Below are 21,713 nucleotides of genomic sequence, written 5' to 3' on the forward strand. Positions count from 1 at the left end.
TCGGCAGCAGGACCAGGATCTGGGGGCCACCCCACGGCGGGGGTCCCAGAGGCAAAGCAGTGGCGCGACTGTACCCGGCGGTATGCGACGCCGACAATCTTCGGCAGGTTTTGAAGGGACGGGAAACGGGCATTCGGCCGCCTTTCGGCGGACTGCGGGCACAGCTTTGGCCTTACGTTCGACTGTTGTTCGACTTCAGGCAACCGAAACGGCGCCCGAGGCTCCGGCGTCCGAGTCGGACGATTCGAGCGCCTCACGGATGCCTGCCGCGACGGCGGGATGGACGGGCAGCGCGAGATGGCCGATGCCGCTCACGCGGACATTCCGCACGAGGAGATCGGGGTGCTTCAGGCAGGCCGTCTCGAGCGGCACCATCAGCTGGTCGAGGTCGCTCCAGAAACTGACGAACCGCGTCCGGCACCCCGGGGCGGGCAGCCGCAGCTCTTCGAGCACGGGGGAGCCGGGACGCATCTGGCGCACGATGGGGTGGGCGCTCGCGAGCGGGGCGACGCTGGTGCCCGAATGAGGAGTGCCGAGGGTGACGAGGGTGCGCACGCGGCGGTCTCCGCCGAGCCGCTGGACGTAGTAGCGGGCGATCAGGCCGCCGAGGCTGTGCCCGACGATGTCGACCTCACGATGGCCGGTGCGCTCGCAGATCTCCTCGATGTGGCGGCCGAGCAGCTCGGCTGCCGTCCGTATGTCGCACGTCAGCGGGGAGTAGTTGAGCGACTCCAGATGGTGCCAGCCGTGCCGGGCGAGGGAGCGGCGCAGCAGGACGAAGACGGAGCGGTTGTCGACGAAGCCGTGCAGCAGGACGGCGGGGGGACGCGACGGGTCCTGGGTGGTCGGCAGGGTCGTAGGTGCTGATGACGGCGATGACGCCGGGCCGAACGGCGGTGATGCAGGGCCGGACGGCGGCAGCGGGGCTTGGCGCTCATGCGAGATGCCCGACGGGTACAGGATCAGATGCCCGGCGAGGATCGCCAGCTCGAGGGCGGTGGCCCGGAGCAGCGTGATCGACAGCCGTATCCGCAAGAGCGGCAGGAAACCCATGGCCGACCTCCCGAATGGCGCACGGGTCGACGACTCCGTCCCCCGTATGCCCTCATGGGGCTGCCGACAGGCCCTACCGCCGCGCCGCGCGGCTGGCGGCACGGTGGTACGGCGACCGAGTAGCGGCTCCCCTTGCGATCGCCCCGGCTGCGACTGGGTGGTGCACGATGCGGGTACGACGCACAGCGAACATGTCCCACGTGTGATTTCCCCCTCGCTATCCGCCGCGAAACGGCAGGTTGCGGGATGCTGGAGATAACGTTCGTTCACCTCCCCGGCCCGTACAGGCGTGGGGACCCGTGCCAATGACGGCGCAGTCGGTATGTGGAGGCAGTGATGGGTGTGACCGGTCCGATCCGCGTGGTGGTGGCCAAGCCGGGTCTCGACGGCCACGATCGCGGCGCGAAGGTGATCGCTCGGGCGCTGCGGGATGCCGGTATGGAGGTCATCTACACCGGGCTGCACCAGACCCCTGAGCAGATCGTGGACACCGCGATCCAGGAGGACGCCGACGCGATCGGCCTCTCCATCCTCTCCGGCGCGCACAACACGCTCTTCGCGAAGGTGCTCGAGCTGCTGAAGGAGCGCGACGCGGAGGACATCAAGGTCTTCGGCGGCGGCATCATTCCGGAGGCGGACATCGCCCCGCTGAAGGAGAAGGGTGTCGCGGAGATCTTCACCCCGGGCGCGACGACGGCGTCGATCGTGGACTGGGTGAACGCGAACGTTCGCCAGGCGGCGGACGCCTGACCGATCCCTGGGGCGGGTGCCCCGCACCGTGGGTGCGGGTCGCCGTCCCGCGGCTGCCACCGGTAGGGGTGTGTGCCGGTGGGGCGGGAGCCGCCCGTACGAACCCCCTGTCGCCGGCTACGGGTGCAGTTCCGAGTGCATCGTCGCGCGGAGACGCAGCGTCGAGACGAGGCGTTGGAAGGCCTCGGACCAGTAGCCGCCCGCGCCCGGGGAGCCGCCCTCCGGTTCGTCCGGGGTGGCGGTGAGGAGGTCGAGGCGGCTCGCCTCCGCCGGGTCGAGGCAGCGCTCGGCGAGGCCCATGACGCCGCTGAAGCTCCACGGGTAGCTCCCCGCGTCCCGCGCGATGTCCAGTGCGTCGACCACCGCGCGGCCGAGCGGCTCGGCCCAGGGCACCGCGCAGACACCGAGCAGCTGGAACGCCTCCGACAGACCGTGCGCGGATATGAACGCGGCGACCCACCCCGCCCGCTCCTCTTCCGGCAGTGTCGCCAGCAGCTTCGCCCGCTCCGCCAGCGATGACGTTCCGGGTCCGGTCGACGGTGGCTCGGACGGGGCGCCGAGCAGGGCGCGGGCCCATTCCGGGTCCCGCTGCCGCACCGCCGCCCGGCACCACGCCGCGTGCAGTTCGTCGCCCCAGTCGTCGGCGACGGGCAGGGCCACGATCTCCTCGGGGGTGCGCCCGCCGAGCCGCTCCGGCCAGGTGGACAGCGGCGCGGCCTCCACCAACTGCCCGAGCCACCAGGACCGTTCGCCCCGTCCGGACGGCGGCGTCGGGACGACCCCGTCGCGCTGCATCGCCGCATCGCATTCGTGCGGCGCCTCGACCGCGATCCCCGCCGTGCCCTCCGCGCGGTCCAGTCCGATGCAGCTGCCGGCCCGCGCGGCCATCCGGCCCGCGAGCGCGGAGTGCGGCAGCGCGGACAGCAGCTCGGCCGCGGTCGTCCGGACATTGCGGCTGCGGTCGGACAGCGCCTGCTCCAGGAACGGCTCGTCCGCGTCGGACAGCCCTGTACGCAGCGAGTCCAGGAACATCAGCCGGTCCTCCGCGCGCTCGGTCTGCCAGGTGCCGGTGAGCAGCGCGAGCGCCGCTGCCGGATCGTGAGCGCGTACGGAGGCGAGCAGGGCGACCCGCTCGGCGAACAGGCCCTCCTCCCACAGCCGCCGGACAGCCTCCGTGTCCTCCGGGGCGGGCAGGGCGGAACCTCCCCCAGAGCCTCCGGCCCGGGCGGACCCCCAGGTGCCACGCAGGGCGAACTTCCAGTCCGCGTTGAGCCGGGCGAGCCAGAGGCCGCGCGGACCTGCGAAGCGCAGGGCGAGGGGCCGCAGATCGGTGCGGGCGCGGGCCGCGTCGAGCAGGGCGGGCAGCGCCGAGGCCGGGGCGCGGTAACCGTGCTCGTTGGCCGCGGCGAGCCACTGCGGCAGCAGTTCCGTGAGGTCGGGCGCCGTGCCGCGGCGGCCTCCCGCGCCCGTGGGCGCGGCCCGGTCGGCCAGTAGCAGGGCGAGTCTCCGCCGGGCGGGCTCGGGCAGGTCGCGGCGGTCGTCGTGCGGTGCGGGCTCCGGCCGCGGCCCGGCCGGCGCGGGCCGCAGCCCGGCTCTCCACCGCACGGTGTGCAGCGCGGCCGCGTCCAGCAGCGCGACGGGCGCCTCTGCGCCGGGCGTCAGGACGTCGGCCGGCGGCGTCCGCCGGTCGGTGCCGAGAAGAGCGGAGGTCACGAGCTCTTCCCAGACGGTCGTGCGGGTGGTGCTGGTCATCGGTCCTCCGTGGTGCGTTCAGGTGAGGGTGACCGTCTCGGGGGTCTCGTCGGACCAGGCGGCCAGCGGTGTGAAGCCCCGGTGACCGCATTCGCCGAAGACGTTGACCGGGCTGCCGCCGGAGAGTGCGGCGAGTTTCCACAGCCCCGGCCGGGAGAGTGCGGTAGGGGAGACCGGCAGTGCGGACTCCCCATCCACGTCGGCCAGTTGCCATCCGTCGTCCGCCGGGACCGGTATGACACCGGTCAGCGTGACCGGCCAGGAATCGAGCCATGGGTCCTCGCGCAGGGCCGCCGCGTACGCGGCGAGCGCGTCGCCCGTGGAACCGCCCGGTGGCGGCGCCTTGATCGGGACCGGGGCGCCGAACTGCTCGCCCAGGTCGGCCCGCAGCTGCCCCGCGCCCGCGTACGGCACCAGTTCGGCGTCGATCATCAGGCCCGCAGGCAGGGCCTGCTGCGGTGCGCGGCCGGCCGCGCCGAAGGAGAGCAGCAGCGCCGTCCGCCCGGTCTCCCGCCCGTAGAGCCAGATGCGCCGTGTGGTGATCCTGGCATCGGCCGAGTCGTACTGCGCGAGCACCAGCCAGTCGTCCCTGACCGCCGGCCCTTCGGCGGGCACGGTCAGTCCGACCCTCGTCCGCACGGTCGCGGCCAAGGGCTCCGGCAGCCGCTCGATGCCCAGCCAGGCACGGTCGAGGAGATGCACAAGAGCACTCTCCTCCAGCAGGCGTACGGGCCAGCCGGGCCCGGAACCCGGTATGGCACCCAACTCCCTCACCCGACCGGCCAGTCCGGGAGCCTGTGCGTCGACCATGCGGGCGGCTGTCTCCTCCCACAGGCCGTATCCCGACTGCTCCGCCGAGGCCAGACCGCCGCGCACGAGATCCGCAAGCCGCTGCTCCAGCTCCGTCGCCCCCGCGGTGATGCGGCCCGCCCGGCGCTCCGCCCTGCGCCGCGCCGCCTCCGTGTCCGCGGTCTTCGTGGACGGCCCCTCGCCCGCAGTCCGCTCCTCCTTCTCCGCCGTGCGCTTGCGGCGACCCGCCAGCCACTCGTCGGCCCAGTCCGGCACCTCGGAGTCCCGGACGGTCTCGTCGTCGCCCGCCCAGAGCAGCAGCAGCCCGAGCGCGTGCTTGCACGGGAACTTCCGGCTCGGGCAACTGCACTTGTACGCCGGTCCCGTTGTGTCCACGATTGTCTGGTACGGCCTGCTGCCGCTGCCCTTGCACAGGCCCCAGACGGCGCCCGAGCCGCTGCTGCCCGCATCGGACCACGGCCCGGCCGCACCGAGCTTGCTTCCCGCCTTGCGTGACGAGGCATCAGGAGCCAGAGCCAGCACCTGTTCCGCCGTCCAGCGCACCCCCTGCTGATTCATGCGAGAGACGCTAGGGGTCCCCACTGACAATCAGCTCTGACCTGCGGAATCTTCGGACCGAGGAGTCCGGGGCGGGTGTCGCGGCCGCCGAGCCGCACCGCGATGTCCGCGATCACCGGCAACTCGGCTCCAGCGCCGCCTGCTTCAGCCCCGGATCACGGCTTCGGCCTGGGGAAACGACCGATTGTCAGTGGCATGGTGCACGGTGGAACCCACATCCGGTCGATCGATCTGGAGGGGGATCCATGACCGTGCCCGAAACCAGCGCAGCCACCGGCACCGAGGCCCTGCGGCCCCATGCCGAGGACGCCTTCGCCGACGAACTCAAGGCACTGGCGGCGTCCGACGACCGGCCGCGGCCGGCCCGCTGGCAGCTGTCGCCGTGGGCCGTGGCCACCTATCTGCTCGGCGGCACGCTGCCCGACGGGACCGTGATCACGCCCAAGTACGTGGGACCGCGCCGGATCGTCGAGGTCGCCGTCACGACGCTCGCCACCGATCGAGCGCTGCTCCTCCTCGGCGTTCCCGGCACCGCCAAGACCTGGGTCTCCGAGCATCTCGCCGCGGCCGTCAGCGGAGACTCCACGCTGCTCGTGCAGGGGACGGCGGGCACACCCGAGGAAGCCATCCGGTACGGGTGGAACTACGCCCAGCTGCTCGCCCACGGCCCCAGCCGTGACGCGCTGGTGCCCAGCCCCGTCATGCGCGCGATGTCGGACGGCATGACCGCGCGGGTCGAGGAGCTCACCCGCATCCCGGCGGACGTGCAGGACACGCTCATCACGATCCTGTCGGAGAAGACCCTGCCCATCCCGGAGCTGGGCCAGGAAGTGCAGGCCGTCCGCGGCTTCAACCTCATCGCCACCGCCAATGACCGCGACCGCGGGGTCAACGACCTGTCGAGCGCGCTGCGCCGCCGGTTCAACACCGTGGTCCTGCCGCTGCCCGCGACCCCGGAGGCGGAGGTCGACATCGTCTCCCGGCGCGTCGACCAGATAGGGCGCTCGCTCGAACTGCCCGCCGCGCCCGAGGGCGCCGACGAGATCCGCCGCGTCGTCACGGTCTTCCGCGAGCTGCGCGACGGCGTCACCGCGGACGGGCGCACGAAGCTCAAGTCCCCTTCGGGGACGCTCTCCACGGCCGAAGCGATCTCCGTCGTCACCAACGGGCTGGCGCTCGCGGCGCACTTCGGCGACGGAGTACTGAGGCCGGGCGACGTGGCGGCCGGCATCCTCGGAGCGGTTGTCCGTGACCCGGCGGCGGACCGCGTCATCTGGCAGGAGTACCTGGAGACGGTCGTTCGCGAGCGGGACGGCTGGAAGGACTTCTACCGCGCCTGCCGCGAGGTGAGCGCATGACCTCACGGACGGCGACGCCCGTACGGCCCGAGGTCCCGGCGCATGTCACAGCCGCAGGCACGGAGAGGACATGGCCCGGTGACGGTCCGCTCGTGCTCGGGGTGCGGCATCACGGGCCCGGGTCCGCGAGGGCGGTGCGGGCCGCGCTGGAGTCGGTGGAGCCCAGGGCGCTGCTGATCGAGGGGCCGCCCGAGGGGGACGCCCTGCTGCCGCTCGCTGCCGACGAGGGCATGGCCCCGCCGGTCGCGCTGCTCGCCCACGCCGTGGACGACCCGGGCCGGGCCGCGTTCTGGCCACTCGCCGAGTTCTCCCCGGAGTGGGTCGCGATCCGCTGGGCGCTGGCGCACGAGGTGCCTGTGCGCTTCATCGACCTGCCCGCCGCACACTCCCTGGCGGCCGCCACCGATCCCACCTGGGGCGATGGGGACGAAGTCACCGGCGGCGAGGCGACCCTGCGGATCGACCCGGTCGCAGTGCTTGCCGAGGCCGCCGGATACGACGACCCCGAGCGCTGGTGGGAGGACGTGATCGAGCACCGCGGCACGGCATCCTCGGCGGGCGGCGCGGGCCCGGCCGACCCGCTCGCGCCGTTCGCCGTGCTCGGCGAGGCCATGGCCGCGCTCCGCGAGACGTACGGACACGGCGGCCACACCCGCGACCTCGTCCGCGAGGCCCATATGCGGATCCAGCTGCGCGCGGCACGCAAGGAGTTCGGGGACGAGCTCGCCGTCGTCTGCGGCGCCTGGCACGTCCCCGCGCTGACCGGGAAGTCGACGGCCACCGCGGACCGCGCGCTGCTGAAGGGCCTGCCCAAGGTCAGGACCGAGATGACCTGGGTGCCCTGGACGCACCGAAGGCTCGCCCGGCACAGCGGATACGGCGCGGGAATCGACTCGCCAGGCTGGTACGCGCATCTGTTCAGCGCCCCCGACCGCCCCGTCGAGCGCTGGCTGACCAAGGTCGCCGGACTGCTCAGGGACCAGGACCGGATGGTCTCCTCGGCCCATGTCATCGAGGCCGTCCGGCTCGCGGAGACGCTCGCCGCGATGCGCGCCCGCCCGCTCGCGGGACTGAGCGAGACGACCGACGCGATCCGGGCCGTGATGTGCGACGGCTCCGATGTGCCGCTCGGGCTGATCCAGGACGCGCTGATCACCGGGGATGTGCTCGGTGAGGTGCCGGACACGGCCCCGGCCGTACCGCTGCAGCGCGACCTGACCCGCCTCCATCGCACCCTGCGGCTCAAACCGGAGCTGCTGGAGCGGGAGTTGGAGCTCGACCTGCGCAAGGAGACCGACGCGGAGCGAAGCCGGCTGCTGCACCGGCTGCGGCTCCTGGGCGTCGACTGGGGCACACCGACGGCGGGGCGCGGATCGACCGGCACGTTCCGGGAGACGTGGCGGCTGCGCTGGGACCCCGAGCTGTACGTCAAGGTCGCCGAGGCGGGCGTCTGGGGCACCACGGTGCTCTTCGCCGCGACCGCCAAGGCCGAGGGGCAGGCCGCGTCGGCGACCGCGCTGGCCGACGTCACGTCGCTGGCGGAGCGGTGTCTCCTGGCCGAACTGCCCGACGCGCTCCCGGTCGTGATGAAGGCCCTGGCCGACCGGGCAGCCCTGGACGCGGACGTCGGCCACCTCGCCCAGGCCCTGCCCGCGCTCGCCCGCTCCCTGCGCTACGGGGACGTGCGGGCGACGGACACCGCGGCCCTCGGCGAGGTCGCGGCCGGTCTCGCCGAGCGCATCTGCGTCGGACTGCCGCCCGCCTGCACCGGGCTCGACGCGGACGGCTCCGCCGAAATGCGCGGCCATCTCGACGGCGTCCACACGGCGATCGCACTGCTGCCGAAGTCCGAGGAGCTCAGCGGCCGCTGGTCGGGCGTCCTGCGCAAGCTCGCGGTGCGGGACGCCGTGCCCGGGGTGATCCGAGGGCGCGCGGCCCGGCTGCTGCTGGACGACGGGCGGCTTGCCGAGGACGAGGCCGCGCGGCTGATGAGCCTGGCGCTCTCGCCGGGCACCCCGCCCGCCGACGCCGCGGCCTGGATCGAGGGCTTCGTCGGAGGGGCGTCGGGAGGCGGGATGCTCCTGGTCCACGACGAGCGGCTCCTCGGACTCGTCGACGCCTGGCTGGCATCGGTCCCGGCGGACGCGTTCACCGACGTACTGCCGCTGCTGCGGCGCACGTTCTCGGTGTACGAGCCGGGCGTACGCCGCACCCTGGGCGAGCTGGTGCGGCGCGGCCCGGCCGCCGGCGGACCGGTGCGCGGCGAAGGGGGCGCGCCCGGATTCGGGGCCGGGCTCGACGAGGAGCGGGCGGACGCGGTGCTGCCCGTACTGCGGCTGATCCTGGAGGGGGAGCACGTATGACAACGCCGGAGACCGTGGTGGACATGGCATCCGACGAGCGGCTGCGGCGCTGGCGGCTGGTCCTCGGCGGGGGCGCGGCCGAGGGTACCGGCTGCACCCTGACCGGGACGGACGCCGCGATGGACGGAGCCCTGGGCGCGCTCTACGGCCCGGGGAGCGGTCAGGAGCGCGGGAGCGGAAAGCGATCGGCCGGCCTGGAGGGGTCGGCGCCCAATGTGGCGCGCTGGCTGGGCGACATCCGTACGTACTTCCCGAGCTCCGTCGTCCAGGTCATGCAGCGAGACGCGATCGACCGGCTCGGCCTCCGCACGCTGCTGCTGGAGCCGGAGATGCTGGAGGCCGTCGAGGCGGACGTCCACCTCGTCGGGACGCTGCTCTCCCTCAGCAAGGCGATGCCCGAGACTACGAAGGAAACCGCCCGCGCGGTCGTCCGCAAGGTCGTCGACGACCTCGAGAAGCGGCTGGCCACCCGCACCCGCGCGACCCTCACCGGCGCGCTCGACCGCAGCGCGCGCATCAACCGCCCACGCCACCGGGACATCGACTGGGACCGCACGATCCGGGCGAACCTGAAGAACTACCTCCCCGAGTTCAACACCGTCGTGCCCGAGCGGCTGATCGGCTACGGCCGCGCGTCCCAGGCAGTGAAGAAGGACGTCGTCCTCTGCATCGACCAGTCCGGGTCGATGGCGGCATCCGTCGTCTACGCCTCGGTGTTCGGAGCGGTGCTCGCCTCGATGCGGTCGATCGCGACGCGGCTCGTCGTCTTCGACACGGCGGTCGTCGATCTGACGGACCAGCTGGACGACCCGGTGGACGTCCTGTTCGGCACTCAGCTCGGCGGCGGTACGGACATCAACAGGGCGCTCGCCTACTGCCAGTCGCAGATCACCCGGCCCGCCGACACCGTCGTCGTGCTCATCAGCGATCTGTACGAAGGCGGCATACGGGACGAGATGTTGAAGCGGGTCGCGGCGATGAAGGCGTCGGGAGTTCAGTTCGTCGCTCTGCTCGCGCTCTCCGACGAGGGAGCACCTGCGTACGACCGCGAGCACGCGGCGGCCCTGGCGGCACTGGGTGCGCCGGCGTTCGCCTGCACGCCCGACCTGTTCCCGGAAGTGATGGCCGCGGCGATCGAGAAAAGGCCACTGCCCATACCGGACATGGCGACTCATCAGTAACAAGGGACTTGCGTGACCCCGGGAGGCTCGTGCAAGCATCGTCCCCGTTGCCCGTGGAGGGCCATGTTCCGCGACTGGGAGGGGCTCGCCCCATTTTGACTGTCATCGCTGCTCAGCCTCGTGCCGCCGAGCGCCTTGTGCGCCGTGCGGCCGGGCGGCATGCGGTGCACGCGGTGCGTGTGTTGCTGTTCGTGGGCGGGCTGCTGGTGCTGGGGTTCGTTCTCGGCGGTCAGGCGCACGCGGCGGAGCAGCCGGGCGTGGGCTCCTCGCTGGAGCAAGTCGCCCCTGCCGCCGGTCCGGCCGGTCAGCTCCGTGACGTCGCGGAGCCGGTGACCGAGGCTGCGGCCGAGCTGCTCAGCCAGGGCGCCGAGCATGCCGAACACGCCGAGCAAACCGAGGACGCCGAGCGGGCCCTCAAGCCCGTCACGGACCCCGTCACGGAACCCGTCACGGATCCTGTTGCGGCGCGCGTCACGAAGCCGGCCGTCGAGCAGACGGCCGGGCAGGCGGTGGAGCGCGTTGTCGAGCCGGCCGTTGAGCACGTGGCCAGGCCTTTCGTGGAGGCCGTCGCAGGGGCCGTGGGGCAGGTCGTTCACGGTGTGGCGGAGCCCGTCGGCGAAGTGGTCGGCTCAGTCGTGGAGGACGTGCCCGCGCGGCCGTTGCCCGCACCGGTATGGCCCGGCGACGGCCTGCCCGTGCCCGGGCAGGACCGGCCGCAGGACACCGCTCCCGTCACCGGCCACCGCGACGAGCCACGCTTCGGAGAGTCCGCCGGCCGTGCCCGTACGAAGGGCGGCAAGGCTGCTGCGACGCCCTCCCGAGAGCTTCGGTACGCGACCGCGTACGCGTACGGGCAGGGCTCGGCGGACACCCGTGCCGTCCCCCTGCTCGGCGACGGAACGCGTGACGGGCGGTTCCCGGGCCTCCCCGGCCGTTTGCCGGCCGCACCGGGCGGCAGTGCCGTCGTTCAGTCCGCCGGTGACGGCCACACACCGCGCCCCGGCGACCATCACGCGGCGTGGTTCTCGAACGCCGTGGCGTTCGGGCTCGAGCCCGGTTCCCGGCAGTCGCTGACCGGTGCCGGCGTCCGCGACCGGCATCGCGACATTCTCGAATTCCCCGGATAGGGCAGGCCGTTCCCCCGCCTCAGGACCTGCCGCGCGGGGGCGGAGCAGGTCTGCCCGCCGGCCCGGATGCCGACGTCCAGCTGAGCTGACGCCGACGCAACCGACGCAACCGGCATCCGGAACCCTCGAATTCGAAGGAATCTCCCGAACATGAACAAGAACATCCGCCGCTCCATAGCCGTCGCGGCCGGCGCAGCCGGAATGTGGGCCATCGGCACCGCGGCCGCCAGCGCGGACGAGCTCCCCTCGCTCTCCCTCTCCACCGCGGACCTGGCGGTCGACACCGCCGAGGACACGGTCACCGGCATCACCGACGAGGCTCCGGCCGTCGGCGCCGCCACCGGCAAGGTGCAGGCCACCGCCGGTGCCGCGGTCGCCGAGGCCAACGGCGCCGCACAGGACGCGCAGGCCGTCACCCAGGCCCCGGTCTCGTCCGTCCAGGCCCCGGTCGCGTCCGCCGCGGACCAGGCCCGCCAGTACGTCGAGGGCGAGCTGTCCGACGCCCAGGGCGAGGTCGACTACCTCTTCGGCCCGCTCTCCGCCTTCGCACCCGAGCTGGTCGACCAGGCACCCGGCACGGCTCAGGGCTACGCCCAGGGCGCGGTCACCGCCGCGACCCCGATCGCCGACGAGACGGCGCAGGACGTCCTGCCTCCGGTCGCCGGCCGTGCGATCGACGGCGTGCTCCCGGTCGCCGGTCAGGCGGTCGGTGACGTCGGCGGCCTCGCCACGGGCGTCGTCGCTGACGTGACCCCCTTCGCGGGCGGTGTCGTGAGCGAGGTCCAGCCGTTCGCGGGCGGCGTGGTCGGCGAGGTCCAGCCCTTCGCGGGCGGTGTCGTCGGCTCGGTCCGGCCGCTGGTCGAGACCGTCGTCGACCAGGTCGAGCCGGTCGCGTACGGCGTCGGCGGCAGCGCGGGCACTCTCGCGTACGGCGTGGCCGGAGACGTGCAGCCGTTCGCCGGCGGGGTCGTCTCCGAGGTCCAGCCGTTCGCCCAGGACCTGACCGGCACGGTCGGCGCAACCCCGGTCGCCGGCAACGCCGTCTACGGCCTGCAGGGCGCGGCCACCGCGGTCACCCCGAGCTACGTCGACAGCCTGGGCCACAACCTGACCCAGGGCATCTGACGACGCCGGGCATCAGGTGACCGGCGGGTCACGGACAGCGACGGGCGGTTCCCATTGGGGTGGGGGCCGCCCGTCCCCGTACCCGGGTGCCCGGCTGGTGTCCGTCCGTGGCCTCCCGGGAACCTGCCGGGTGTCCGTCCGTGGTCTTCCCGGAACCTGCCGGGTGTCCGTCCGTGGTCTTCCCGGAACCTGCCGGGTGTCCGTCCGTGGCCCTCCCCGTGTCCGTCCCGTAACCGCAGAGTTCCGCCACGCGCGCGATCTGTGACAGGTATCACCGCTCCGGTGTGATCTGCGATTTAGGCCCCCACGTCCCTCGGGGATAACCTGCGAGACGGACATGCCGCGTGCCCGGTCACCGTGTACGCCTTCCTAGTGACAGCGCAGTCACGTTGCCCTTCGCGGCACGCCCACGCAGACAACGAACCGCGAATCACTGAAAAGGGACGGACGCGCGTGGACCTGTTCGAGTACCAGGCGAGGGACCTCTTCGCCAAGCACGGTGTACCGGTGCTGGCCGGTGAAGTCATCGACACGCCTGAGGCGGCGCGCGAGGCGACCGAGCGACTGGGCGGCCGTTCGGTCGTCAAGGCGCAGGTGAAGGTCGGCGGCCGCGGCAAGGCCGGTGGCGTCAAGCTGGCCGCCACGCCGGACGAGGCCGTCGCGCGTGCGACGGACATCCTCGGTATGGACATCAAGGGCCACACGGTCCACAAGGTGATGATCGCCGAGACGGCTCCCGAGATCGCCGACGAGTACTACGTCTCGTACCTCCTCGACCGCACCAACCGCACCTTCCTGGCCATGGCCTCGGTCGCGGGCGGCATGGACATCGAGGAGGTCGCCGCGACGACCCCCGAGAAGCTCGCCAAGATCCCGGTCGACGCCAACGAGGGTGTCAGCGCCAACAAGGCCCGCGAGATCGTCGAGGCCGCGAAGTTCCCGGCCGAGGTCGCCGAGCAGATCGCCGAGATCCTCCAGACCCTGTGGAAGACCTTCATCGCCGAGGACGCGCTCCTCGTCGAGGTCAACCCGCTCGCCAAGGTCGCCGACGGCCGGGTCCTGGCCCTGGACGGCAAGGTGTCGCTGGACGCCAACGCCGAGTTCCGCCAGCCCTCGCACGCCGAGCTCGAGGACAAGGCATCGGCCAACCCGCTCGAGGCCGCTGCCAAGGCCAAGGGCCTCAACTACGTCAAGCTCGACGGCGAGGTCGGCATCATCGGCAACGGCGCGGGTCTGGTCATGTCGACCCTCGACGTCGTCGCGTACGCCGGTGAGAAGCACGCGAACGTGAAGCCCGCCAACTTCCTCGACATCGGTGGCGGCGCCTCCGCCGAGGTCATGGCGAACGGCCTCGAGATCATCCTCGGCGACCCGGACGTCAAGTCCGTGTTCGTCAACGTCTTCGGCGGCATCACCGCGTGCGACGCGGTCGCCAACGGCATCGTGCAGGCCCTGGAGCTCCTCGAGTCCAAGGGCGAGGCCGTGACGAAGCCGCTGGTCGTGCGCCTCGACGGCAACAACGCGGAGCTGGGTCGTCAGATCCTCGACGACCGCAACCACCCGCTCGTGCAGCGCGTGGACACCATGGACGGCGCGGCCGACAAGGCCGCCGAGCTGGCTGCGAAGTAAGGGACGAGGGACACCAACACCATGGCTATCTTCCTCACCAAGGAATCCAAGGTCATCGTCCAGGGCATGACCGGCTCCGAGGGCCAGAAGCACACCAAGCGCATGCTCGCTTCCGGCACGAACATCGTCGGTGGCGTCAACCCGCGCAAGGCGGGCACGACGGTCGACTTCGACGGCACCGAGATCCCCGTCTTCGGGTCGGTCAAGGACGCCATCGAGAAGACCGGCGCGGACGTCACGGTCATCTTCGTCCCGGAGAAGTTCACCAAGGACGCGGTCATCGAGGCGATCGACGCCGAGATCGGCCTCGCGGTCGTCATCACCGAGGGCGTCGCGGTCCACGACACCGCGCAGTTCTGGGCGTACGCGGGTGCCAAGGGCAACAAGACCCGGATCATCGGCCCGAACTGCCCGGGTCTGATCACCCCCGGTCAGTCGAACGCCGGCATCATCCCGGCCGACATCACCAAGCCCGGCCGCATCGGTCTCGTGTCCAAGTCCGGCACGCTGACCTACCAGATGATGTACGAGCTCCGTGACCTCGGCTTCAGCTCCTGCGTCGGCATCGGTGGTGACCCGATCATCGGCACCACCCACATCGACGCCCTGGCCGCCTTCGAGGCCGACCCGGACACCGACCTGATCGTGATGATCGGCGAGATCGGCGGCGACGCCGAGGAGCGTGCCGCCGACTTCATCAAGGCGAACGTCACCAAGCCGGTCGTCGGTTACGTCGCGGGCTTCACCGCGCCCGAGGGCAAGACCATGGGTCACGCGGGCGCGATCGTCTCCGGTTCTTCCGGTACCGCACAGGCCAAGAAGGAGGCCCTCGAGGCCGCCGGTGTGAAGGTCGGCAAGACGCCGACCGAGACGGCGAAGCTGGCGCGCGCGATTCTCGCCGGCTGACACAGCCTCGTCGGCCGAGCCTGACCGGCTCAGCCGCAAGCACGAGGGCCCGCCCCCGGGAGACCGGGGTGCGGGCCCTCGCGCATGTTCAGCCCGAACCGGAACGGGGGGTCAGCCGACGCGTGGAATGAGCCGTTGCGGGCCGGCGTGCGGATGCGACTGGAGCATGTTGCGGAGCTTCACTTCCGCCTTCGTGTACGACTGGGGTCCGCCGCGCGGCGGTACGCCGCCGACCGCCTCGCCGGGCGCCTGCGGTGGCTCGTAGTGGCCCTCCGAGGTGGCCGCGGTGAACGCCGCCGCAGCGAGGATCAGCGCGGTGAGGCCGAACACCGCACGGGTCCGCAGCTGGGTCCTGCGCTCGCCGGCGATTCGTACGGCACGGGCGGTGGGGACCTTCGGCGTGGACACGTCGTCGACCAGGCCGCCGAGCTGTTCGTGCAGCACCTGTGGATCCGCCAGTTCCGGCAGCCGCTCGGCGACGACGGCGCGGGCGTGCAGGACGCGGTTCCCGGCGGCCGGAGTGCTCGCCTCGGTCTCGGCCGCGGTCTCGGGCAGGTCGAGGCCGAGTCCGTCGTACAGCAGCAGGGCGCGGCGGTACGTCGGGGGCAGCTCGAGCAGCGTCTTGCGCAGGGCGAGTCGGCACGGGTCCTGAGCTGTGCACAGCAGGGCCGGAAGGGTCGGGTCCGGAACCGGGTCCGGATCCGGGTGCCGGTGGCTGCGGCGCAGCCGGTGCCAGGGCGACAAGGCGTACTCGTACGCCGCCGCCCGCACCCAGCTCGCGGGGTCCCGGTCGACGGCGACCTCGGGCCAGCGCTCCCAGGCGAGATGGAAGGCATGCTCCACGGATTCCAGGGCGAGCCCGCGCCGTCCGGTGAGCAGACAGGCCTGGCGTACGAGAGCGGGGGCGGTGCGGGCGTAGAGGGCGTCGAAGGCCTCCTCCGGGGTGAGGTCCGGCTCGCGCGCGGGAGGCGGCGGCTGGGGCACGGGGGGTGTCCGATGCCTGCTCGGGGCGGGAGGAGCGGGACGGGTGGGAGGGGCGGAGAGTGCCCCGCCCTCGTGCGTCTTCAACTCTTCCGCCTGCCTGGCTTCCCTCGCCTGCGTGGCCTGCCTGGCCTCCCCGGCTTCCCCGGCCTGCCTGGCCTTCCCGGCCGAGACCTCCGCCTCGCACGTGGCGAGGAGCTTCGCGTACGCCTCGCGCTTGCGCCCGCGTGGGCTGGTGCGGCCGGCCTCCCAGGACTTGACCGTCGCCTTGGTGACGCCGACGGCTTCCGCGAGCTGCTCCTCGCTCATTGACTTCGCCTCGCGCAGCCTGCGTCGCTCCTTGGGGGAAGGCAGCGCCGGCGCGGTCGTCTCCGCGCCTTCCGCAGGGCGCTCCCTCATGAGGGGCTCCCCGTGAAGCTGCACCAGGCCAAAAAGTACATAAACGTATATTGGGCGACACAACGGCCATTCGCCTGTTACCCGGATAAAGCGCGTGTCGTTGGCAGCATGGCCGCGTGACCCAGACGACCGATCACAGCCCGTCGTTCGTGCCCGTGCAGGGCGGCAGACCGGCCGCAGCGCTCGTGACGTCGCTTCTGCGCGGGGTGCTCGCCGCGGGGCTGGGGCTCGGCGCGCTCGCCGTGCTCGTGATGGTGATGTGGATCAGCTCGCCTTACCCGGACAGCGGCCCGCGCGGGGCGCTGCACGTGGCCGCCGGGCTGTGGCTGCTCGCGCACGGGACCGAGCTGATCAGAGCCGACACACTCTCCGGGACGCCCGCGCCCGTCGGGCTCGTGCCGATGCTGCTGGTGGCGCTGCCCGTGTGGCTGGTGCACCGGGCCGCGCGTGACTCCCTCGAGGAGGGGGAGGGGTGGCGCCAGCCGTCGGGTGGCATGGCCGTATGCGGAGTGACCTGTGGATATCTGCTGGTCGCGGCTGCGGCGGTGCTCTACTCCCTGGGTGGGGACCTCGCCGCGGAGCCGCTCAGCGCGGCGCTGCATCTGCCCGTGGTGGTGGCGCTGTCGGCGGCGACGGGGGTGTGGGCGGCGAACGGCCTGCCGCTCGGGCCGCTGCCGGACTGGATTCCCGAGCGCGTTCGCATCGCCCTCGCCCGCTCCAGGGTCCCCGTCGCGTTCCGGGCGGCGGGAGCGGCGGTGGCGGTGCTGCTCGGCGGCGGGGCGCTGCTCGTCGCGGCGTCGCTGGTATGGCATGCGGCGGCGGTGCAGAAGTCGTTCCTGCTGCTCGCGAGCGACTGGCCGGGGCGGTTCGCGGTGCTGCTGCTCGCTCTGGCACTGGTGCCGAACGCGGCGGTGTGGGCGGCGGCGTACGGGCTCGGCCCGGGCTTCGCGCTCGGTACGGGCGCCACGGCGACGCCTCTCGCGGTGGCGGGGAACCCCGCGCTGCCCCAGTTCCCGCTGCTCACCGCGGTCCCCGCCGAGGGGCCCGGGTCACAGCTGAACTGGGCGGCCGCGGTGGTGCCGGTCGCGGCGGGCGCCGTGGTCGCGTGGTTCACCGTGCGCGGGTCGGACAAGGCGGCGTCCTGGAGCCGCCGCGAGACCGCGCTCACGGCGTTGCTGGGGGCGGCGGTGTGCGGAGCCCTCACGTCCTTCCTGTCGGCCGTTGCGGGCGGCCCCCTGGGTACGGGCCACCTGGCGTCCTTCGGTCCGGTGTGGTGGCTCACGGGCCCGGCCGCTCTCCTGTGGACCGGTGCCGTCGGCGTGCCCGGCGCGCTCGCCGTCCACGCATGGTGCCGCCGCAATGCCGACCGCGACGCGCGGGCCCGGCGCTGGGCGGCCATCAAACAGGCCTCGGGCGGTCTGATGGCGGCGTTCCCGTTCCCGGCTTCCGAGGCCGCTGCGGCCCATGCCGCCCCTTCGGCTGCCGCGGCCACTGAGCCCTCCCCGCCGCCCGGGTCGCACGCGCCGGGTGCGGCTGATTCCGAGCCCCCGCCCCTCGCGCCCGATGCCGCGCAGGGCGGTGCAGGGGACGACCCGGCCGCTCCTGCGGAAGGTCCGGCCGCCTCGGACGAGTCGCTGGGGGCGGCGGGCGAAGCCGTTGCGGCTGCGGCTGCGGCCACGGCTGCGGACCGCGACGGCGACGGCGATGGGCCGACGGGCGTTCCCACGCCGGGCACGGGCGGCGCTGCGTCCGCGTCGGGCACCTCTCCCGGCGAGGACCGGCCGAACTCGTCGGCGTCCGACGCCGCCGGCCAGTCACGGCCGCGGGCTTCGGCGCCGCAGCCTCCGCCCGCGCCGGTCCCGCGGTCGGACGGGCAGCAGTCGGACGGGCAGCCGGACGCGCGGCCGGGCAGCTCCGGGTTCGCTCCGGCCCCCGCGCCGGGCGCACGGTTCGAGCCCGCCCGTACGGGCGAGGCAGCCCACCGGGGCGAGGTCACTCCCGTGCGTGAACCATCCCCGTCGGGGGAGGTTCACGGCCTGAGCCACTCGGGTGATGCGGCCGTTCATCCGCGTCCCGCGCCGGAGGTCCCCGACGCGCAACCACCGAGCGTCACGCCGTCGAGCGTCACGCCGCCGGAGGCGTAGCGCCGCACCTGGGTGACGAGGCGGCGATCGCGATGCGGGCGCTCACCCGGATCCACCCCACCGCCGGAGGCGTGGTGCCGCTGCTCGTTGGTGCCGCTGCTCCGTCGCGCTCCGTTACTCCGCCGGGCTCCGTTACTCCGCCGCGCCGCTACTCCTTGACGCCGATGACCCCGCGCAGCGGGTCCGGCAGGAGCTCGTTGCAGGAGAGCTGGCCCGCCTTCGTCAGGGAGTCGTCCACGCACGTGTAGAAGTCGCGGTACACCAGCTGCACCGTGAACGTCATCGCCACGATCGCGAGTGCGATCCCCGCCAGCAGCAGGCCGCTCACCGCCGCCGTCACCTGGGGCTTGCCCGCAGGCTGCGGCGGCGTGGCGGAGGCGGCCACAGTGGGGTCGGGGGAAGCGCGGCGGGGCTTGGCGCGAAGCGAGCTCGTACCCCAGTAGAGCGCGAGGGCACCGAGGAGCAGGGCGATCTCCGGGAGGTCGAAGAGCGCGAAGAAGAAGGCCCACATACCGCCGAGCAGTGCGTAGCGGGCACGGCGCTGGGCGGGGTCCGTCGGGTCCCAGCGGAGTCCGCTGCCCTGGCCACCGCCTTCCGGGCCGCTGTCCTGACTGCCCCCGCCGCCACTGCCGCCGCTCTGGCCACTCTGGGCACTCTGGCCGCCCGGCCGGCTGCCGAAGCCGCCGGGGGAGCGGCCCGGCTGGCGGCTGCTCCACTGGCTGCCCCAGGACGAACGCTCGTCGTCCCGCCGACCGCCCTCGTCGCCGGAGTCGCTCCCGGAGCCGTGCCGTGGCTGCCACGGCCGGTCCGGGGAGCCCTCGGGCGGCGGCGCGAACGGATTGCTCTCGTCCCTCGGCTCCCTGGGCTCCCTGGGTGTACTGGGGTCCCCGGTCTCCCGGGGCTCCGTGGACTCCGGCGACTGGCGTTCCCGCAGCAGCAGGGAGCCCCGCTCGGTGGAGAGCGGGAGGCGGAGTGCCGTGCGGCGGCGTCGGTCCGGCATGTGGTGAACGTCTTCCCCTCTGTACCCGGGTACTCCGTCTGGGGACGGGCCCTGCCCCCAGACGCTACCTCCCGGCCCAGCCCCCGTCCCGTGGGGGCCGCTCGGTGTGCCGGTATCGTTGCTGACGGTCGACGGCTTCGTAGAGTTCCCCTATCGCCGGGCTCGTTTCGTTCGTACGACCATACAAAGATCGACACAAGAACCGCCCAACCGCACACCGCACGACCCGCACGGCCTTCTGCAAGCCGTACCGCAACGCGAAAAGAGTCCCCCAGTGGCTGCCGCCCGCCTCGTCGTCCTGGTCTCCGGATCCGGCACCAACCTCCAGGCGCTGCTCGACGCCATCGGCGACGATCCGCAAGGCTTCGGCGCCGAGATCGTCGCGGTCGGGGCCGACCGCGACGGCATCGCCGGCCTCGACCGCGCCCGCGACGCCGGGCTCCCCACCTTCGTCCGCAAGGTGAAGGACTACGCGACCCGCGAGGAGTGGGACCGCGCGCTGGCCGAGGCCACCGCCGCGTACGAGCCGGATCTCGTTATCTCGGCCGGCTTCATGAAGATCGTCGGCAAGGACTTCCTCGCCCGGTTCGGCGGTCGGTTCGTGAACACCCACCCCGCCCTGCTGCCCAGTTTTCCCGGTGCCCACGGAGTGCGTGACGCGCTCGCGTACGGGGCGAAGGTCACCGGATGCACCGTCCACTTCGTCGACGACGGTGTCGACACCGGGCCGATCATCGCGCAGGGCGTGGTCGAGGTGGTCGAAGAGGACACAGAAGAAGGCGAAGCCGCTCTCCATGAGCGCATCAAAGAAGTCGAGCGTCAGCTGCTCGTCGAGGTCGTGGGGCGTCTCGCCCGAAACGGCTACCGCATTGAGGGACGAAAGGTTCATGTCGGTGAATAAGCCCATCCGTCGCGCGCTGGTCAGTGTCTATGACAAGACGGGGCTGGAGGAGCTCGCCCGCGGCCTCCACGAAGCCGGCGTCGAGCTCGTCTCCACCGGCTCCACCGCCGCGAAGATCGCCGCGGCCGGGGTCCCGGTCACCAAGGTCGAGGAGCTCACCGGCTTCCCCGAGTGCCTGGACGGCCGCGTCAAGACCCTGCACCCGCGCGTGCACGCCGGCATCCTCGCCGACCTCCGCCTCGACAGCCACCGCGAGCAGCTCGCGGAGCTCGGCGTCGAGCCCTTCGACCTCGTGGTCGTGAACCTCTACCCGTTCCGGCAGACCGTCGCCTCCGGCGCGACCCCCGACGAGTGCGTCGAGCAGATCGACATCGGCGGCCCCTCGATGGTCCGTGCCGCCGCCAAGAACCATCCGTCCGTGGCGGTCGTCACCAGCCCCGAGCGGTACGCCGATGTCCTCACCGCCGTCGCGTCCGGTGGCTTCGACCTCACCGCCCGCAAGCGCCTCGCCGCCGAAGCGTTCCAGCACACGGCCGCGTATGACGTCGCCGTCGCCTCCTGGTTCGCCTCCTCGTACGCCCCGGCCGACGAGAGCCTCTTCCCCGACTTCCTCGGTGTCACGTACGAGCGCTCGAACGTCCTGCGCTACGGCGAGAACCCGCACCAGGACGCCGCGCTGTACGTCACCGAGGCGGGCGGCGGCCTCGCGCAGGCCGAGCAACTGCACGGCAAGGAGATGTCGTACAACAACTACACGGACACGGATGCCGCGCGCCGTGCCGCGTACGACCACGCCGAGCCGTGCGTCGCGATCATCAAGCACGCCAACCCGTGCGGCATCGCGATCGGTGACGACGTCGCCGAGGCGCACCGCAAGGCCCACGCCTGCGACCCGCTCTCCGCGTTCGGCGGTGTGATCGCGGTCAACCGCCCGGTCTCCGTGGCGATGGCCGAGCAGGTCGCCGAGATCTTCACCGAGGTCATCGTCGCCCCGGACTACGAGGACGGCGCGGTCGAGGTGCTGGCCCGCAAGAAGAACATCCGCGTGCTGCGCTGCCCCGACGCCCCGTCAGCGCCCGTCGAGCTGAAGCCGATCGACGGTGGCGCGCTGCTCCAGGTCACCGACCGGCTCCAGGCCGACGGTGACGACCCGGCGAACTGGACCCTCGCCACCGGCGAGGCGCTCAGCGCCGAGGAGCTGGCCGAACTCGCCTTCGCCTGGAAGGCCTGCCGAGCCGTCAAGTCCAACGCGATCCTGCTCGCCAAGGGCGGCGCCTCGGTCGGTGTCGGCATGGGCCAGGTCAACCGCGTCGACTCCGCGAAGCTCGCCGTCGAGCGGGCGGGCGAGGAGCGTGCGGCGGGCGCGTACGCGGCCTCCGACGCGTTCTTCCCGTTCCCGGACGGCCTCGAGATCCTGACCGCGGCCGGAGTCAAGGCCGTGGTCCAGCCCGGCGGTTCGGTCCGTGACGAGCAGGTCGTCGAGGCCGCGCAGAAGGCGGGCGTCACGATGTACTTCACGGGGACGCGGCACTTCTTCCACTGAGCGCGCGACGCGTTACGCACGACGCATGCCACATGACACATGACGCGTGAATCATGACGCGTGACGGCCCGCACGGTACTGAAACACCGGCAGGCCGCACGTGCACCTACTCGGTGGCTCGCCTCGCACACGC

General features: G+C 72.6%; 16 protein-coding genes. 11 read left to right on the forward strand and 5 right to left on the reverse strand.

Features of this window, described 5'->3' with window-relative positions; translation table 11 throughout:
• Window positions 1–195 precede the first annotated feature (195 nt).
• Window positions 196–1,053 (reverse strand): esterase/lipase family protein, encoded by an 858-nt coding sequence (locus tag AC0699_RS03605; RefSeq protein ID WP_478655117.1) that lies wholly within the window; start codon window positions 1,051–1,053, stop codon window positions 196–198.
• 336 nt (window positions 1,054–1,389) lie between these two features.
• On the opposite strand from AC0699_RS03605, the gene AC0699_RS03610 reads away from it, so the two are divergent.
• On the forward strand, window positions 1,390–1,803 hold the full coding sequence (locus tag AC0699_RS03610) for a coenzyme B12-dependent isobutyryl CoA mutase small subunit (protein ID WP_453658408.1): 414 nt from the start codon (window positions 1,390–1,392) through the stop codon (window positions 1,801–1,803).
• Between the two features lie 117 nt (window positions 1,804–1,920).
• Here the strand turns inward: AC0699_RS03610 and AC0699_RS03615 are convergent, their stop codons facing one another.
• Both AC0699_RS03615 and AC0699_RS03620 read right to left on the reverse strand, forming a co-directional pair.
• Entirely contained in the window at window positions 1,921–3,555 is a 1,635-nt protein-coding gene (locus tag AC0699_RS03615; protein ID WP_478655121.1) for a DUF5691 domain-containing protein, read from the reverse strand.
• A gap of 18 nt (window positions 3,556–3,573) precedes the next feature.
• Window positions 3,574–4,923 carry an SWIM zinc finger family protein gene (locus AC0699_RS03620; RefSeq protein ID WP_478655124.1) on the reverse strand — a complete coding sequence of 450 codons (1,350 nt, stop codon included), beginning with the start codon at window positions 4,921–4,923 and terminating at the stop codon, window positions 3,574–3,576.
• Between the two features lie 245 nt (window positions 4,924–5,168).
• Here AC0699_RS03620 and AC0699_RS03625 point away from each other — a divergent pair, with 245 nt between their 5' ends.
• The 7 genes from AC0699_RS03625 (at window position 5,169) to sucD (ending at window position 14,612) form a co-directional block, all read left to right on the forward strand.
• Window positions 5,169–6,281: an ATP-binding protein gene (locus AC0699_RS03625; protein ID WP_478655127.1), complete on the forward strand. Its 1,113-nt coding sequence runs from the start codon at window positions 5,169–5,171 to the stop codon at window positions 6,279–6,281.
• Window positions 6,278–8,644, forward strand: a complete 2,367-nt coding sequence (locus tag AC0699_RS03630; protein WP_478655130.1) for a DUF5682 family protein — start codon at window positions 6,278–6,280, stop codon at window positions 8,642–8,644. The genes AC0699_RS03625 and AC0699_RS03630 overlap by 4 nt, the downstream gene beginning before the upstream one ends.
• On the forward strand, window positions 8,641–9,825 hold the full coding sequence (locus AC0699_RS03635) for a VWA domain-containing protein (RefSeq protein ID WP_478655132.1): 1,185 nt from the start codon (window positions 8,641–8,643) through the stop codon (window positions 9,823–9,825). Before AC0699_RS03630 ends, AC0699_RS03635 begins: the two co-directional genes overlap by 4 nt.
• Window positions 9,826–9,998: 173 nt before the next feature.
• On the forward strand, window positions 9,999–10,952 hold the full coding sequence (locus AC0699_RS03640; protein ID WP_478655134.1) for a hypothetical protein: 954 nt from the start codon (window positions 9,999–10,001) through the stop codon (window positions 10,950–10,952).
• Between the two features lie 150 nt (window positions 10,953–11,102).
• Entirely contained in the window at window positions 11,103–12,077 is a 975-nt protein-coding gene (locus AC0699_RS03645; protein WP_478655137.1) for a hypothetical protein, read from the forward strand.
• Between the two features lie 453 nt (window positions 12,078–12,530).
• On the forward strand, window positions 12,531–13,706 hold the full coding sequence (sucC, locus tag AC0699_RS03650) for an ADP-forming succinate--CoA ligase subunit beta (protein WP_478655139.1): 1,176 nt from the start codon (window positions 12,531–12,533) through the stop codon (window positions 13,704–13,706).
• Between the two features lie 21 nt (window positions 13,707–13,727).
• Entirely contained in the window at window positions 13,728–14,612 is an 885-nt protein-coding gene (gene sucD / locus AC0699_RS03655) for a succinate--CoA ligase subunit alpha (RefSeq protein WP_453658426.1), read from the forward strand.
• 111 nt (window positions 14,613–14,723) lie between these two features.
• On the opposite strand, the gene AC0699_RS03660 is transcribed toward sucD, so the two are convergent.
• Window positions 14,724–15,992 (reverse strand): sigma factor-like helix-turn-helix DNA-binding protein, encoded by a 1,269-nt coding sequence (locus AC0699_RS03660; RefSeq protein ID WP_478655141.1) that lies wholly within the window; start codon window positions 15,990–15,992, stop codon window positions 14,724–14,726.
• Window positions 15,993–16,108: 116 nt separating this feature from the next.
• Here AC0699_RS03660 and AC0699_RS03665 point away from each other — a divergent pair, with 116 nt between their 5' ends.
• On the forward strand, window positions 16,109–18,136 hold the full coding sequence (locus AC0699_RS03665; protein WP_478655144.1) for a cell division protein PerM: 2,028 nt from the start codon (window positions 16,109–16,111) through the stop codon (window positions 18,134–18,136).
• A gap of 148 nt (window positions 18,137–18,284) precedes the next feature.
• Here the strand turns inward: AC0699_RS03665 and AC0699_RS03670 are convergent, their stop codons facing one another.
• On the reverse strand, window positions 18,285–19,136 hold the full coding sequence (locus AC0699_RS03670; protein ID WP_478655146.1) for a hypothetical protein: 852 nt from the start codon (window positions 19,134–19,136) through the stop codon (window positions 18,285–18,287).
• A 274-nt stretch (window positions 19,137–19,410) separates the two neighbouring features.
• Here AC0699_RS03670 and purN point away from each other — a divergent pair, with 274 nt between their 5' ends.
• Together purN and purH are read left to right on the forward strand one after the other, a co-directional pair.
• Window positions 19,411–20,037 (forward strand): phosphoribosylglycinamide formyltransferase, encoded by a 627-nt coding sequence (gene purN, locus AC0699_RS03675; protein ID WP_478655148.1) that lies wholly within the window; start codon window positions 19,411–19,413, stop codon window positions 20,035–20,037.
• The gene (purH, locus tag AC0699_RS03680; protein ID WP_478655150.1) at window positions 20,024–21,580 is read left to right on the forward strand and encodes a bifunctional phosphoribosylaminoimidazolecarboxamide formyltransferase/IMP cyclohydrolase; all 1,557 of its coding nucleotides are present in this window, start codon (window positions 20,024–20,026) and stop codon (window positions 21,578–21,580) included. The genes purN and purH overlap by 14 nt, the downstream gene beginning before the upstream one ends.
• Window positions 21,581–21,713: the final 133 nt, after the last annotated feature.

This window comes from Streptomyces sp. NPDC043870, assembly GCF_056435785.1.

Coding starts and splice junctions, on each gene's coding strand:
- AC0699_RS03660 (WP_478655141.1), bottom strand. CDS start 15,992: ATGAGGGAGCGCCCTGCGGAAGGCGCGGAGACGACCGCGCCGGCGCTG.
- AC0699_RS03645 (WP_478655137.1), top strand. CDS start 11,103: ATGAACAAGAACATCCGCCGCTCCATAGCCGTCGCGGCCGGCGCAGCC.
- AC0699_RS03670 (WP_478655146.1), bottom strand. CDS start 19,136: ATGCCGGACCGACGCCGCCGCACGGCACTCCGCCTCCCGCTCTCCACC.
- AC0699_RS03610 (WP_453658408.1), top strand. CDS start 1,390: ATGGGTGTGACCGGTCCGATCCGCGTGGTGGTGGCCAAGCCGGGTCTC.
- sucD (WP_453658426.1), top strand. CDS start 13,728: ATGGCTATCTTCCTCACCAAGGAATCCAAGGTCATCGTCCAGGGCATG.
- AC0699_RS03625 (WP_478655127.1), top strand. CDS start 5,169: ATGACCGTGCCCGAAACCAGCGCAGCCACCGGCACCGAGGCCCTGCGG.
- AC0699_RS03620 (WP_478655124.1), bottom strand. CDS start 4,923: ATGAATCAGCAGGGGGTGCGCTGGACGGCGGAACAGGTGCTGGCTCTG.
- AC0699_RS03615 (WP_478655121.1), bottom strand. CDS start 3,555: ATGACCAGCACCACCCGCACGACCGTCTGGGAAGAGCTCGTGACCTCC.
- purH (WP_478655150.1), top strand. CDS start 20,024: ATGTCGGTGAATAAGCCCATCCGTCGCGCGCTGGTCAGTGTCTATGAC.
- AC0699_RS03635 (WP_478655132.1), top strand. CDS start 8,641: ATGACAACGCCGGAGACCGTGGTGGACATGGCATCCGACGAGCGGCTG.
- AC0699_RS03630 (WP_478655130.1), top strand. CDS start 6,278: ATGACCTCACGGACGGCGACGCCCGTACGGCCCGAGGTCCCGGCGCAT.
- AC0699_RS03605 (WP_478655117.1), bottom strand. CDS start 1,053: ATGGGTTTCCTGCCGCTCTTGCGGATACGGCTGTCGATCACGCTGCTC.